Genomic DNA, 14999 nt, shown 5'->3' on the forward strand with positions numbered 1-14999 from the left:
TATAATTCGTTTAACGCCACCGCATCCGGCAGCAAATTGAATGCACTATCGGCTGTAAATCTGCTCCAAATCGCCTTCAAACAGCGTGTATTCATCGTCGTAAAACTTCTTGAAATCCAATGCGGCCGGATGCCCGGGAAATGGCGCATAATAATGGGTGGGGCTTTTGGTATCATTGCGCCAAACAAGCACGTAAGCCAGATTCAACTTGTTCTTTTGCAGCACTTTAAGCAGCACATCGGTATACCAAACCGGATTCACAATGGATTCCAGACCGGTTTCGGTGAATGCGGCGAGTTTTTTGTTTTCCAATGCAAAGTCATTGACAATTTTGATTTTTTTTATCGCCTGATCCAGGTTGTACTTGCCATCGCGGCCCATATCTCCGTAATTATCCATGCCGACCATATCAACCCATTCATTTCCCGGATAACGCTCGGTGAACTCTGCAACGCTGTTAAATTTGTTGTCAGGAGAAAAGGCGTAAATCAGGTTATGAACATCCAGACTATCCCGCAGATAGCCTGCCGTGAATTGCCACAATGACTTGAACTCATCTGGCGTGCAATGTGACTTTCCCCACCAGAACCAATCGCCATCAAACTCATGATAAGGCCTGAAAATAAGCGGAATAGCTTCTCCGTTCGCGCCTTTCAGACTTTTGAACCAGCCAGCCAGACTTTGCAAAATGAGCTTGTAATCCTCATGGTTTTTTCCGCCCGGAACAATGTATTTCACCGCTGGCAATGAAATGGAATCTTTCCAGTAAAAACCGCCCCCCGAAACCGGATTAGAAAAATGCCAGGAGATGGTTGTAATCCCACCACGGGCGTAGGTGTCGGTAACCAGTTTTCTTAAACGCTCTTCACTCTTTTTTATGGATTCCGCAGGTCTGCCTGTCAGCGGCGCAATGTCCACACCAATAACCGCCGGATGCGCGCCAACGACCGATTTTACATCCGATCTTCCAGCTTCATCACGCCAGCCGTGACCATAATCCGTAGCATCCTGATGTCCAAAAAGTATGTGCTTTTTGGCAAGCTTGTGCATATTCTGGTATAGTGCCGCCGTCTCTCTTGTTGCTTTCGGGTCTATCAGTTTTTGCGCCCGGGTCACAGCATTTGAGGCAAAAAAGAAGACGATTAAAGCGATTGATATTCGAATCATTTTAAAAATTAATGTACATGAAGGTCCCGCAGGATAAATAGAATTTTATCCAGCAAAAATAGGACGAATCAACATGGACATAGAATAAGGGAAACCCTACTTTTTTAAAACTTAGGGAAAACCCTTGGAGTCAGTCCAATTCTGCTTAGAGCAGCACCAATGCATAGCAGCATGCAATCCTGAAAAACGTACCCAACAATCTGCAACCGGTAACTTACATTCCCTGGCCTGTAAAATATACCTGAACTTCCCGCAGTATTTATATAAATTGCCTTTTTAACAAAAACCGTCACTGTATGACACATACTACCTCCAATCCAAAGATTCACGAAGGCCGCAACCTGAAAAGATTTCGAGAAATGCTCGGGATCAAACAAGATTTCCTTGCGTTCGAGCTCGGCGAAGAATGGAACGAGCAAAAAATCTCATTGCTCGAACAGAAGGAAAAGATTGATGCTGATATTTTGGAGCAAGTTTCTGCAATTTTGAAAATTCCAGCTGAGGCTATTCGGAATTTTGATGAGGAGAAGGCAATTAATATCATTACAAATACTTACCACGATCATGCAAATGACAACTCATTTAATCAGGGCACCATTTATCTAAATCCTATCGAAAAGATTATTCAGCTTCATGAGGAGAAGATTGCATTGTATGAGCGGATGTTGAAGGAGAAGGATGAGATGATGGGGCGGTTGGAGCGGTTGATTGGCGGGAAGTAATTTGATGCGAACCTTGAAATACGCAACGCCTAATTTACAGGAGAACTAGCCAATGAAAACTGATATCTTTTTTTTCGCTTCAGACACAATCAATAGATATGGGTTTCGTATTGACATTGAAGCATTTGAACGAGTAATTAAGAATATTCATGAAGGAGGAATTCCTATGCTAATTGGACATGACTTTCATCGTCCAGTCGGCTGGAATCTTCCATTTGGTGTTTTTATTAAGCCGGGTATCGGTTTCGCTACCACCTGCAGATGGATTGCTGAAAATGAAGCAGATCAAGAGATCATATTATCCAAAACAAAAGATTTTCTAAACGATCGGTATGAAAATAAATTTATCCCGGTAAAAGAAAGTTCTCTCAATTCACTGAACACTACGATTGGAGATAGATCATTAAAAATTGATTGTGGTTGTGCCGCAATCATGCAAACTAACATTGCTATCAACGAATTCAAGGATTTTTTTGAACGAGCGGAGATTGACAAGAATGGTTTACTTCCACTTTCACATATTCTATCAGAGTTTAATTATTATAAACAGGGTATTTTTAAACATAAGAAAAGACCATTATGTGTTTTTGCGCATCAATTCTTTCGAAGATCGCAATCTAGATTTAACAATTTCTTTTTTAGTTTTCTAGATGAATTGATATCCTTGTCCAATAATTCCGATATAACAATCCGCATTAAGCTTGACTCAGACCTCATAGGTTATTCTCCTTCTTGCGTAGAAATGGGCGAGCTAGCATATCATTTTGGCCCCAAGTATAATAATCAAATTGACCAGATTAAGCACGGAATTACAAAACATGTGTCCAGTGATTTTCAGAGGAAATTTAGTGGAATATCAGCGACCGAATTTTTTGGAAAACATGACGGTAAAGAATTCACATTTGAATCAGAAGAAATACGAGAGTTACCTACCGGTGTAACTGATGAACATTATGCTTGTCGATATGTGCATGCAATCTATGAAAAGAGTTCGGGTAATTTTCGGCATTTCGATGGTGCTATAAGATCTTACAATTTAGAGTCCTTTGTTGATAGGGTTTCTCAATCTTTTGTTGAAGCAGGACGGAGATCTGAATACACTAAGCTTTTTAGAATAGATGGCAAATTATCTATTAGCAAGTGGAAGACACTAGTAACACATTATTATCAAGAAAATCCGCTCATTTACGAATACTTTGATGTCGATCTTGAACATCTTAACACTCAATTACCTCCAAAGCAGTCTCCAATTCGGAAAGTTTTGCCATTTGAGATAAAGTCAGAGGAAGGCCTTAAAATTCTGTTATCTTATCATGAAATCAGGGAGTCAATAAAAGTTGGACGATATGTCGATGTATTTGACAGATTAAGTACCGATGGTCAGACAATCTACTTTTTAGAACAAAATGTGTTTGAATTGAAATTTGCATTGGCGAAGCTAGGAGAAGAACTCTCGATTCCCGTAGATATAGATCTGTTGAAGTTGGACGACGATCTATGGAATATACCCTCAATCATGCATTTTGGTGAAAATTCTTTACATCTATTGTATAAGACAGTTGAGGCAATGCGCAATCTATTTAAAGCGATGATTCAGCGAAGGATATTCAAAAGTGTCTCGTTGACGCTTAGCTATGTGGTAAATCACAGAATTGTTAGGATATCATCTTTCGGCACAATACAAAATCAATTGAATTGGTTGGAGACATTAACTGCTTTTCCAATGACAGAAGAGGATCTAAGCGTCTGGATTACGATGCAACGGAGATACCTTGATAAATTCAAACCAATTAACGACGACGCTTTTGACGAGGCACTGCTCCAACAAGATGGCGTTTTATATATTAAACGTGTTCAACTTCTAGGAGGTTTTAAGATTGATTATAGTCGGTCCGCTGGATATTCCATCATTTTGTTGCAAGATGGTATTAAAGAAGAGATTATGGATATGTGTTTGAAAAAACAGATAAGACCTGTCCTGGCATTAAAGGTAAAGGGTGCTGTTTGGTCTGATACTGGTGAAGACTATTTTACCTCTGGTCGATCTAAGTGGATGGATGTTTTAGCTGGAAATCTTGTAATAACAGAAGATGGCCCCAGTGCCGTTTTCTGGGCTAAGCAAAACTAAAAGCATTACTCAGTTTTGTGGAACTATAAATGTAAGTGTTATTTAAATTAAATCTTTACAAGAAAGCCTTTAAACTATTCAACCCTAACCCCAATCAACTCAACCCCCAAAACCTCCCTCAATTCGGACAATCGTTTCAATCGTAAAGTTGCTATTTCCTTTCACCCAGGAATTTACAGTCTGCGGCGTCACTTGCAATTTCTCCGCCAAATCCTTTTGACTCATTCCAAGTTTACGCAATTGGGCAAGGATATTAATCGCGATAATCCTTGATTTTTCAAGTGCCTTCGGATTTTCGGCTTTGCGGGCTGCTCGCTCTTTCCATTTGCTGGATTCAGTGGCTGTAACCGACTCCAATTTTTGTAATATGTCTTCTCTCGTTTGCATAGTCATTCAAAATCAATGTATCCCCAATCTTCTACGGTTTCAATATTCAGTTCTTTTCAGAAATCTTACGAGCACATCCAGCTTTTTGAGTTCTTCCTGCAAATGCTTGCGCTCATTCATTGTCTTTGTCAATTTGATGGCGCTTCCGGAGATTACAAAAAAATTGTAGTTAAGTCTGACAGCATAAATTCTGAGCCACGATTTTGCGCCTGTTCCATAGGCTTTGCTCTTTTCATTTACGATTTTGATTCTCGCAATTTTGTCCAGTGGTTTGAAAATATCTCCTAGTTTACCCAAATCCTGTTCTTGGGCCACTTTCAAAAGCTGTTTTTCAAATGCATCTACCTCTGACATTGTAATTGAAACAGCTTGACTCACTGAACAATAACCATAAAAGTCTTTGACGAGATCTTTTTCGTGTGCGGTGAAAAACGTATCCAAATACTCCGGATTTGCCCAGCAGTTGAATGTGCGGTCAAATTCGTTTTCTTCATTTCCTTCAAACCGCGCCGCCCAAAGCGTCTCGAACAATGCGTGTAAGCTCAACAATCTTCATGAATCCTGCCGCGCGTTTGCGGCTTGCTAATGTGTGTACAGACTAACTACTGGTTTTCAAAGCTAGCAAAATTTTGTTAATAATAAGATTATAACCTGATTTTTGGCATACTTGCCAGTATAAATGTGTCGCTACTTTGAGTGATAGTCTGTAATAATGACCTTAGCTACATCTTTATCAATAGTGAGAAAACGGCCGGATTGCGATTGGCAACGAAATCATCACTGATGTTCCTTTGCCGGCTTCGCTTTGCCACATGACGTGCCCGCCGAGGTAGGCAATGCGGGATTTAATGTTTGCCATGCCACTTCCGGTGGATAGCAGATTATCGAAATCGGCGCCCAGGCCATCGTCATCTACGCTAATGAGGGTTGTTTCTTCATTGACCATCAGCTGGACCGTCACCACCTGGGCGTGTGCGTGTTTCAGCGCGTTATTGAGCAACTCTTGTACGACCCGGTAAATCATCACCGCAGCTTCATCGCCCAAAGGCGGCATTTCGCCGTAATGGTCTAAAATAAGGTTTGTTTGATTAACGAGATTCAGTTTTTGCACCAGATCTTCCAGCGCCGGAACGAGGCCAAATGTGGATAGCGCATACGGGCGCAGATCGTTTGAGATCAGCCTGGTTTCGGCGCATGCTTCATCCAGAAACTGGTTCAAGGGCTCTTTGACGGTTGAAGGCAGTTCTTCTTGATGTGCTTCGATGAACAGCTTAATCCGTGACAGTTGGATTCCCAGACCATCATGCAGATCACGCGCAATCCGACTCCGTTCGCCTTCCTGACCTTCGATCATGGCCCGAAGCGATTTTAGCTCCAATTGCCGGATCTGCTGCTGGGCGATGACGGTGTGCTGATGATCGATCAATGTTTGCTGTCGTCTCAGATACACAAGCGTGAAAACACCTATAATGCTGATGATCAGACCAATGAAAAGCGCCGAGTTCAAAACATGCTGATTGCGGCTTTGTTCCTCAACGAGTTGCTTTTCGACCGCCAGCGTCTTGATCTGACTATCCAGTTCCTGCAAGCGAATACTTTTTGTTTGCTCGGATGCGTAAAATTGTACCGTATAATCGAGCATTTTTTGTGACCAGTCGTATGCCTTTTTATAGTCGCCCATGCGCGAATAGCTGTCCGCAGTATGCCGCGACAATTCCCGCATCATGCCCAGACTATTTTCCGCCTTCGATAAGTTGTAGCTCTTTTGATATTCTTCAATAGCAGCCATACTATTGTTTCTAAACTGCTCAACCAAGCCCAGGTAAAAGTGATTCAGTGCAATTAACCAGTTGACTTTTAACTGATTAGATATAATCAAACTTCGGCTGGCAAAATAATATGCAGAATCGGGCTGCTTGTCTCTAGAATAAGTCTTGGCCAGCAAACTGAGCGCATAAGCCTGAGAATAAGGTCGTTTGTACTTTACACTAAGTCGTTCCGTTTCCCGCAGGTGCGTTTTCAAACCTGGTGGCGTGGGTTCTATATGTTGGGCGATATTATCTAAACCCAAACGCGCTTCGATGACTTTGGGCATGTTGTGGGTTCGCTCGAAATACTGTTGGGCTTTTTTCAGATATTTTTCGGCGTAAGCATGCATGAAATAGTCCTGCGAATAGTAATCTCCAATCACCAGATACTGATTGAAATAACCCAGCGAATCGCCCATCAGACTGTAATATTTCAAGCTGCTTAAATAAGAATCCATCGTGTACTTATTGTACCCGTACTGCCGGTGGTAAATCTTGCCCAAAGAATCATAAGCCTTTGCAGCCTGACTATAATGCTTATCCTGAACCAACAGATTGATCTGTTTTTGTAACCGCTCAACGGACGTTGTGTCCGCTACTGCCTTCACAGATTGAAACCCGCCAGTTATAATAATTAAGTAAAGGAAAATGATCCGCCAACCAGACCGAGGAGAACAAAATCTCATGAGCATCGCTTGTTTTGACAAAATAAAACTAATCGATCATTTGCATCTCCATAGCCGTCTTGATCAACAAGGCTGTATTCGGAACACCGAACTTCATCAGCAGGCTGCTTCGGTGAAATTCGATTGCTTTGGCGCTCACGAATGACTTGAGCGGCCATTTGCTGCGTAGTCAATCCCTGCGCAATGCGGGTCAGCACTTCCGATTCGCGCGGACTGAGGTGCGGTTTTACGCCAGTTCCGGCTGCTGACCTTCTGGTTTTGGGACTATCGTTCAGGAGAATTTGTGTGATTGATTCATTGAAATACTGTTTATCGTTGTGAACCGCCTGGATAGCCTGAAGCAACTCTGTTTTTGTAGTATTTTTTAACAAATAACCTTTCGCGCCTTTTTTCACAATCCGCTTAATGAGACTCGCATCGTCGTGCATCGTTAATGCTACCACTTTCGTTTCCGGAAATGTGCGGCCGATATACTCACAAAGCCCGAGCCCGTCTTCAATGTTGGGAAACGAAATATCAAGTAACACGACATCGATCGCAGTCTGGCTTAACCGCTCAATAACCGACTTTACCATGTAGCAGCGTTCAGTCACTTCAATGTCGAGTGACCCTGAAATAAGCGACTCAATGCCTTCAACAAAAACATTATGGTCATCCGCGATGAGGACTCGTATCATGTAACCAATATAAATTTAGATCTGTCCATCTAAATTACGATGAATCCTCGGTGAAGATTAATCAAACAGTTTCCATCTTGTAAATCTTAGGGAAAACCCTAAGGACATAATGGTTGGTCGACCAAAAAGGCGTTAACGAAAGCCGAAGTAATAAAAATCACTTCAAGTTGTTCAACCTGCTCTTTTTTAGCTAAGCGGCGAACCATGCAGTCCAGAGCATAGCGATAAAGGGCAGGCCGAAAATAGCAGTGATTTTCAAATCTTTGTGCAGCATACCAGCACGGATCAAAACACCGAAATAAACGACGGTGACCAGCATCAGGATGGGAAGAGCCCATTTACTTTCGTAAAGCGACGGCTTTCTCGTTGAAGCCAAATTGTTGGCTCGTGCGTAAAGAATTAAGGTTTTTTCCAACTCATTGCAGAAGGTATTAAACGGTGCTGCGTTACAGAAGTTTTCATTAGCAAAAATGCTCAGCTTTGGCTCGTTAAGTAGCCTGATGTCCAACGCTGTACCATTACCGTATTCCACTTGGAACGACTTGATGCTTTCAAATGGAATGATCCTGGCTTTGCCATTCAATGTTATGTCCAGTGAATTTTCAAGGATGGTAGCTTCACCAGTCCCTTTCCACCTTTTTCGGTTCGACAGAAAGAAAATAAACCCAATGATGAAAGATGCGATTGGCGTGACAGGCATCCCTAAAAACACTCCAAAGTCCGGAAGCAATAGGGCAAGTGAAATAGCTATACCAAAGGCAAGCAAACAAAAACCAACCGCAACCCAAATGCGGGAATACTCAAAATCAAAATGATTCATAGTTTGGCAAGACTGTGATTATTAGCGAATTGCATATACCAAAGCGGATTGAACACAGCAAACTTAATCCTTCCAAACAATTTCCCTAAAAACAATCGACTTATAACCATCAAACTCATACAAAACCCCCACGCTTTTCTTCCCGGTCTGCACCAGATCTGAATAGGCTGTATAATCCTTTTCGCCGTTTTTGCTTTTGTCAACCACGTAACTTTGCTTCCAGGTTTTGCCGTCGTCGAAGCTGATCCTTAAGGTGAGGTTGTCGCGTTCTTTGGTGTCGGCTGCGTTCGAGAATGCGAGAATGTTGTGTTTTTCGTTTTTACCAATGGTTAAAATGCTTCCTTCGCAAACGGGATCGGGCAGGTTATGGTCAAAATAAGTGGTATCCCATTTTACACCGCCATTGCTGCTTACCGCCACGATACGTGCACGCACATCGCCTTTTTGGTTTCTTGCATTGAACATAACCCTGCCTCCTGAAATTTCGGCGGCAGTGGATTCATTGGAACCTTCGAAAGAAATCGTTTCGCTTAGTTTAAATGTTTTGCCATGATCATCGCTGTAAAAACCATGCGCCTGGTAATCCGCTCCTTTGGGTTTGGGGTCGCCTGCTGAGTGATTGGCAGCAATGTAGATCCTGCCCTTAAATGGCCCTTCCGTCATTTGCATGCCGTGGCCGGGTGTGTTGGCGTAACTTCTCCAATCCTCGCTGAAATTGTAAGCCTCATTCACATCCGGCATTTTCGGTTTGTGAACTTGTGTCGTAATGTTAACAGGTTCGGCCCAGGTTGCGCCCGCATCGGTTGATGTTTTATACCAAATCTCACGCAATCCTTTGCCCTTTCGAACTTCGCCTTCATGGTTATTTCCTGTGTTAAAAAACAAAAACAACCGCCCTTTTGGAAATGCCGGATCGCTCAGGTCGAACACCGGAGCCGGATTTCCGGCTTGCAGCTTGTCATAACCCGCCACCACTTGTGATGCAGACCACGTTTTGCCTTTGTCTTTACTGCGTTTCATGACAATATCAATGTCGCCAAAATCCCCGCTTCCGGCCACCCTACCCTCTGCAAATGCGAGCAGATCACCATTCGGTGCGCGCACAATGGCGGGAATACGAAAAGATTTATAACCTTCTGCGCCGGAAACAAAAACGGGCGTCTGCGCCTGAACGGCGAGCTGGCAAATCAGTAATGCGATGAGGGTTAGTTTTATGATTTTCATGTTCAAGCGTTCTGTTTTTCAATTTCAAAAATGTTATTCTCCGCTCCGTCACCGACCAGCTCCTGCATCAGCTGCGCGCAATACCACTCCTGCCTCGGCAAATGGAACGGGCCTTTGAATAAATTACCTTTGGCGGTTTGCGCGACACTTCCGTCGCGGTGCAGATAACCAAACCATTCCCCATTTTCCTGATCGTGAAAGTGGGTGTAGGCCCAATCGTGCACCATCGTGTGCCATTTTGCGTATTTTTTGTCCTGGGTAAGCGTATAAGCCAGCAGCGTGGCAATAATTACTTCATTATGCGGCCACCAGAACTTCATATCCTGCCAATATTCCTGCACGGGCTTGCCATACACGTCCCTGAAATAGAATATCCCGCCAAATTCCTTGTCCCAGCCGCGCTCCCACATGTAATCGAGCATTTTGCAGCCAAGCGCGATCAGATGCGGGTCATTGTTCCGGTATTTGGCCTCATGTAATATAAACCATGCACCCTCTATCGCGTGGCCCGGATTGAGCGTGCGGCCGTCGATGTGGTCGATAATGCTGCCATCGGGGGCGACTTGTTCCATCACACATTGCATGTCGTCTTTGACAAAATCGGTTTCAATTTCCCTGATAAACCCGTCGATCAATGCATCGCAACGCGGGTCGCCGATGGTTTCGCGCAGTTGCTGGGCGGTGTTCATCAGGATCATTGGCACGCCTATTCCCTTGGCCGGTCTGGTGGAAGTGAACTTGGGTTCGAGCAGTCCGGGTGTGGTTGCGTACTCCATGCATTTACCAAATAAATAGCGCGCCTTTTCCGCGGCTTGCTGGTCTCCGCTCGCTTTTGCATAAGCCGCATGGGCAATCACGGCGAATGTTTCCGAAAAGAAATAACGGCGTTTGCGGATGGGCTCACCGGCGCGTGTCATGTGGAAAAACATACGTCCGTCGGTGTCAAAACAATGTTTATTTAAAAACTCAATTCCTGATTTTGTGCCGTCCAGCCATTCTTGCCTGGGCTCGACGGTGTTGTACAATGTCGCCAGCAACCATGCCGTGCGGCCTTGTATCCAAACGGCCTTGTCATCATCGAGCAATGTGCCGTCGTGATCGCGCATTAAAAGATATCCGCCAAACTCCTCATCCAGCGACCTCGGAAACCAGAACGGCAGCGTGTCGTTCAAGAGCTGATTTTTGTAAAAATCTCCCAGGTTTTGCAATTCTGCTTTTGTGTAATGCATTGCTTTTTATTTTACTGCTATTGAAAAAGTCGAAGCAGGCAATCCCGCCTCATTATAAAGATTAGCCCGCGTAAAAGGCTCATATGCGTACAAAACGGTGCTGATCCGCTCACCAGCCGGAACGCTGATCACTACTGCATTGCCTGAAATTCTCGCATTTACAGACATTCGTTTCCCGTTTTCCGTCAGCAATTCAAAGCCCGTCAGCGGTGCATTGTTTTTGGTCAAAAGGCTTTTTGGTTTTGATAAAACACCTTTCCCATTTGAAAACTGAATCCTGATTTCGCCGTTTTTAAGAACTGCTTGTTCCGCAACCGGCCCTTCGGCTACAACATTCTTTTTATATGTGTCCCGAAGTGCAAGCAATGCGAGCCGCTCGCCGACTTCCTTCTTTTGTGTGGGATGCACGTCCAGCGAATCGCCAAAATCATAGCTCACCGCCATGCCGGAATTGGGGATTTTGGACAAAAGCTTTCGTTGCGAATCCCTGAATTCGGGCCAATTGGGCCTTTCAATGCTCGATAACTGCACATAGTAAAACGGAAATGCATAACCCCACTTCTCCCGCCAGTTTTTGACCAGCATTTCGAAAAGCTGCTCGTGCAGCGGCACATTAAACACATTGCTTTCGCCCTGATACCAGATCACGCCCGCAATGGGGAAGTCCGTTAGCGGAACAATGCCCGCTTGAAAGTTGTAACCTGGCTGAAAAGGATGTTTTTGATCCTTTAATTGCGCGTTACTGATATTTTTCGCAGCACGTTCGCGGCACCAATCCATGACTAGGTTTGAATGTTGCCAGTCGGTGAGCATTCCGGTAAATTGCTGATCTTGTTCGAGAAGCGCACGATCAATCCAGGATTCGGTTGGAGAACCGCCCAATGCAACCTGTATGAGGCCAATTGGGACGTTTGTTTCTTTTTTTATTTGTTTACCAAAATAATAACCGATTGCTGAGAACGTGGCTGCCGATGCTTCATCCAGCGTTTTCCAGCTGCCCGCGAAGAATTTATATTGATTGATTTTGTGGAGCGAAGCAGAATCCCAAGCCACATTCCCAGTCGAAACGGTTCCGCTCATTTTCAACAAACGTAAGTTGGAATCAAATTTTTCCGCTGCCAGTTCCTCCGGCCCGGTTTTCGCATCCTGCAATGCAAAAGCCATATTCGACTGCCCGGAGCAAAGCCATACATCGCCGATCAAAATGTCACGAACATGGATTTCCTGATTCTTCGTCGAAACGGCAATATTATAAGGCCCGCCTTCTTTTGATGCCGGAAACGCCGCGCTCCATTTTCCTGAACCGTCCGTTGTTACAGTCCGTATTCTTCCCAAAAACCCAACAGTTACGTCAGTTCCACTGGCCACATTTCCGTAGATCTTAATGGGTTTGTTTCGCTGCAAAACCATGTGGTCCGAAAATACGGGAGCCAATGCGAGCTCGGTTTCCGCCACATTTTGGGCTTTGGAAAAATTAAATGCTAATACATTCAGCAGCAATAAAAATACGATTCGCGCCATCATTCGTACATGGTTAAGCCTTTCAAATCGCGCTCGGCGGGCATGATCAAACTAAAAATGTATCCGAAAACCACGCAGCTTACCAGTCCGGTAAATGCGTACATGAGCAAGTGAATGTTGGTATAATGCTGGATCAGGATCTGCGTAAAACAGCTGATGGCCATCCCGGTCATCACGCCGTTTCCGCTGGCTTTTTTGGTAAAAATCCCTAGAATAAACGCGCCGCCAATGCAGCCGGTAAATAAGCCGAGAATGGTGTTAAACTTGTCCCATAACGAAGAAACGCCCTTATGCGCCATATACAGCGCGATGCAGGTGACGAAAATACCGAGCAACAATGTCGTGGTTCGGGCAAAGAACAGCGTTTGTTTTGGCGTAACGCCGGGTTTGAATTTTTGGTAAAAATCCGTCGTCAGCAATGTGGCAGTGGAGTTCATGCTGGCTTCCGTGCTGCTCATGGCCGCGGCGAAAATGCCTGCGATGAGCAACCCCGACAAACCGGCCGGAAGCTGGCTTACGATATACCATGGAAAAATGTTGTCCTGATCATTCAAAGCCATATTCACCTCCTGCGGATGCTCGCGGAAGAACAAAAAGAGCAACGTGCCGATCGAAAAAAAGACCAATGTGGAAGGCAATGTGAGCCACGCGCCGAGTTTCAAACTTTTGATCGATTCCTTCTCGGATTTCGTCGTCAGATAGCGCTGCACCGTCGTTTGATCGGTGCCATAGGTAAGCAAATTGATCGCTAACCCGCCGATTACCACGACCCAGAACGTCGGTTCGGTGAAGTCGAAACGGAAGTCGAAAACCTTTAATTTATCCGCATGATTAATGGCATTGATGCCCGCATCCCAATCCGTAATGTGAAACGGAAGATAAAACAAGCAGAACAATGCGCCCGTGGCCAGGATCAGAACCTGGATCACTTCCACCCAGATCACCGCCTCAATGCCGCCTTTGACCGTGAAGAAAATACTGATCGCGCCGATCATAATGATGCAAATGTTGATGTCGATGCCCGTAACGAGCGTCAGCGCAATGCTTGGCAGCAGCACCACAATGCCCATGCGCCCGATTTGCAGCAACACGTAAAGCGCCGAGGCCATGACGCGCGAGCCATAATTGAAGCGTTTGCCCAGATATTCGTATGCCGATGTCACGTGCAGTCGCCGGTAAAAAGGAATGAAAAATTTGGCAACCAGCGGCATTACCATAATGATCGTCATGAGCAGGAAAAAGTAAGTCCAATCCGTGCCGTAAGTCTTGGCCGGAATGCCCATGAATGTGATGGCGCTGAGCTTTGCACCAAAAATGCTGATGCCGGCAGCCCATTGCGGAATGCGCTCGCCGCCTTTGAAATAATCGTCTGTGTTGCTGGTTTTGCCGGTGAACAAAAACCGTCCGGCCGTCATTAATAAAAAGCAAATCCCCAAAACAGCTGAGTCAATCCAGGAAAAAAATGGCTTGTGCTGAATGCTGCCTTTGGTGATCACGGGCGTGCGGGTCCCGGGGCGGATCTCGCCGCTGGGAATGATGATGTCGTTGTTCCATTTTACCGCTGTGGTTGTCACCTGCGCTGCTCCCGGGAGCTCGCCGACGGTTGTCCAGGCGTTGGTAATGGTGTTATATAAATAAATGTCTTTGCTAAAACCTTCGTGGGAAGTCAGTAATGCGACTTTTTCCGTTTGCAGCTTTTGTTTCAGCTCGGTTGTTCCGGCTTTTGCAATTTGTGCGTTGAATGTTTCGATCTGGTGAAACACATTGCCTTTGTCGCCGCCGATCAACAGAATGTAGGAAGCGCCACTGGCAACGCCCGTGCCGGCTGACCACGTGGTAACCTGCTTTCCGTCACTGATATCGCCAAGTTTTTGCCAGGATTTTTTAGCAGGATCATAACTAAAATTGCTGCTATGCAGATCACTGATCCCGCTCGCCATCGCGCTTCTGCCGCCGAGCACATACACCTGCGCATGCCTGCCATTGTGCTGCGAAACCACCACCGAATGCGACATAGCAACCGGCAACGCAGGCAAAATCTCCCATTTCGCCGCAGCATCGGAAAGATTCAATGCAAAAAACTGATTGGACGGTTTGCCATTGTTTTCGCCGCCCGCCACATATATTGTGTTACCAATGCTGGTCGCGCCGGCATTGGCCAGCGCAACCGGCATATCCGGTAAGGGTTTAGAAATGATTTCATTTTTTGCAGCATTAAATTGCATCATAAATGCCTTGTTATTCACGCCATTTTCCAGCTCTCCACCCAGACAAACAATCCCATCTGCCACGGAAACGCTAGCCCCATAAGCCGCTTTCACGTGCAATCGAGGTGTTTTTGGTGTAACCCACTCGTAACTGTCCTGCTTTTTTTGCAAAACATAAACTTCATCCCGATACACTTTTTTGCCGCCTTCCCACGGCATTCCATTGGGAAAATTGGCCCCGCCGGCGACGATCAATACGCCGTTATGGACGCCTGTGAATGCTCCGGCCACGCCCAGCTGTTTTTCGTCCTTTGCGGGAGCAGGCAGGTTGGCAAGTTCCGACCAGACGATTTCATTCGCCTTCTGATCCTGGGCGCGCAGCGTTGGTGACCACATAAGTTGTAAGCAAAAAAGAAGACAGAA

The 14999-nt window shown here is 45.1% G+C and carries 12 protein-coding genes; 2 read left to right on the forward strand and 10 right to left on the reverse strand.

Features of this window, described 5'->3' with window-relative positions; translation table 11 throughout:
• Window positions 1-45 precede the first annotated feature (45 nt).
• Complete coding sequence (locus tag AC0IYG_RS21700; RefSeq protein ID WP_471713166.1) at window positions 46-1167, reverse strand: glycoside hydrolase family 26 protein; 1122 nt, start codon at window positions 1165-1167, stop codon at window positions 46-48.
• 296 nt (window positions 1168-1463) lie between these two features.
• Here AC0IYG_RS21700 and AC0IYG_RS21705 point away from each other — a divergent pair, with 296 nt between their 5' ends.
• Together AC0IYG_RS21705 and AC0IYG_RS21710 are read left to right on the forward strand one after the other, a co-directional pair.
• Complete coding sequence (locus AC0IYG_RS21705; RefSeq protein WP_471713168.1) at window positions 1464-1889, forward strand: helix-turn-helix domain-containing protein; 426 nt, start codon at window positions 1464-1466, stop codon at window positions 1887-1889.
• Between the two features lie 52 nt (window positions 1890-1941).
• Window positions 1942-4017: a hypothetical protein gene (locus AC0IYG_RS21710; RefSeq protein ID WP_471713169.1), complete on the forward strand. Its 2076-nt coding sequence runs from the start codon at window positions 1942-1944 to the stop codon at window positions 4015-4017.
• A gap of 99 nt (window positions 4018-4116) precedes the next feature.
• Here the strand turns inward: AC0IYG_RS21710 and AC0IYG_RS21715 are convergent, their stop codons facing one another.
• The 9 genes from AC0IYG_RS21715 to AC0IYG_RS21755 form a co-directional block, all read right to left on the reverse strand.
• The gene (locus AC0IYG_RS21715; protein ID WP_471713170.1) at window positions 4117-4404 is read right to left on the reverse strand and encodes a helix-turn-helix transcriptional regulator; all 288 of its coding nucleotides are present in this window, start codon (window positions 4402-4404) and stop codon (window positions 4117-4119) included.
• A gap of 39 nt (window positions 4405-4443) precedes the next feature.
• A complete protein-coding gene (locus AC0IYG_RS21720) occupies window positions 4444-4953 on the reverse strand; it encodes a hypothetical protein (protein ID WP_471713171.1) in 510 nt (169 codons plus the stop codon).
• Between the two features lie 184 nt (window positions 4954-5137).
• Complete coding sequence (locus AC0IYG_RS21725; RefSeq protein ID WP_471713172.1) at window positions 5138-6820, reverse strand: sensor histidine kinase; 1683 nt, start codon at window positions 6818-6820, stop codon at window positions 5138-5140.
• Window positions 6821-6894: 74 nt separating this feature from the next.
• The gene (locus tag AC0IYG_RS21730) at window positions 6895-7575 is read right to left on the reverse strand and encodes a response regulator (protein ID WP_471713173.1); all 681 of its coding nucleotides are present in this window, start codon (window positions 7573-7575) and stop codon (window positions 6895-6897) included.
• 190 nt (window positions 7576-7765) lie between these two features.
• On the reverse strand, window positions 7766-8395 hold the full coding sequence (locus AC0IYG_RS21735) for a hypothetical protein (RefSeq protein ID WP_471713174.1): 630 nt from the start codon (window positions 8393-8395) through the stop codon (window positions 7766-7768).
• Between the two features lie 63 nt (window positions 8396-8458).
• Window positions 8459-9619 carry a sialidase family protein gene (locus AC0IYG_RS21740; RefSeq protein WP_471713175.1) on the reverse strand — a complete coding sequence of 387 codons (1161 nt, stop codon included), beginning with the start codon at window positions 9617-9619 and terminating at the stop codon, window positions 8459-8461.
• 2 nt (window positions 9620-9621) lie between these two features.
• Window positions 9622-10848 (reverse strand): AGE family epimerase/isomerase, encoded by a 1227-nt coding sequence (locus AC0IYG_RS21745; protein ID WP_471713176.1) that lies wholly within the window; start codon window positions 10846-10848, stop codon window positions 9622-9624.
• Window positions 10849-10854: 6 nt separating this feature from the next.
• Complete coding sequence (locus AC0IYG_RS21750; protein WP_471713177.1) at window positions 10855-12372, reverse strand: sialate O-acetylesterase; 1518 nt, start codon at window positions 12370-12372, stop codon at window positions 10855-10857.
• Window positions 12369-14972, reverse strand: coding sequence for a sodium:solute symporter family protein (locus AC0IYG_RS21755; protein ID WP_471713178.1), 2604 nt, complete (start codon window positions 14970-14972; stop codon window positions 12369-12371). The genes AC0IYG_RS21750 and AC0IYG_RS21755 overlap by 4 nt, the downstream gene beginning before the upstream one ends.
• Window positions 14973-14999: the final 27 nt, after the last annotated feature.

It is taken from the genome of Dyadobacter sp. AC419 (assembly GCF_979253085.1).

Coding starts and splice junctions, on each gene's coding strand:
- AC0IYG_RS21700 (WP_471713166.1), bottom strand. CDS start 1,167: ATGATTCGAATATCAATCGCTTTAATCGTCTTCTTTTTTGCCTCAAAT.
- AC0IYG_RS21705 (WP_471713168.1), top strand. CDS start 1,464: ATGACACATACTACCTCCAATCCAAAGATTCACGAAGGCCGCAACCTG.
- AC0IYG_RS21710 (WP_471713169.1), top strand. CDS start 1,942: ATGAAAACTGATATCTTTTTTTTCGCTTCAGACACAATCAATAGATAT.
- AC0IYG_RS21715 (WP_471713170.1), bottom strand. CDS start 4,404: ATGCAAACGAGAGAAGACATATTACAAAAATTGGAGTCGGTTACAGCC.
- AC0IYG_RS21730 (WP_471713173.1), bottom strand. CDS start 7,575: ATGATACGAGTCCTCATCGCGGATGACCATAATGTTTTTGTTGAAGGC.
- AC0IYG_RS21735 (WP_471713174.1), bottom strand. CDS start 8,395: ATGAATCATTTTGATTTTGAGTATTCCCGCATTTGGGTTGCGGTTGGT.
- AC0IYG_RS21740 (WP_471713175.1), bottom strand. CDS start 9,619: ATGAAAATCATAAAACTAACCCTCATCGCATTACTGATTTGCCAGCTC.
- AC0IYG_RS21745 (WP_471713176.1), bottom strand. CDS start 10,848: ATGCATTACACAAAAGCAGAATTGCAAAACCTGGGAGATTTTTACAAA.
- AC0IYG_RS21750 (WP_471713177.1), bottom strand. CDS start 12,372: ATGATGGCGCGAATCGTATTTTTATTGCTGCTGAATGTATTAGCATTT.
- AC0IYG_RS21755 (WP_471713178.1), bottom strand. CDS start 14,972: ATGTGGTCACCAACGCTGCGCGCCCAGGATCAGAAGGCGAATGAAATC.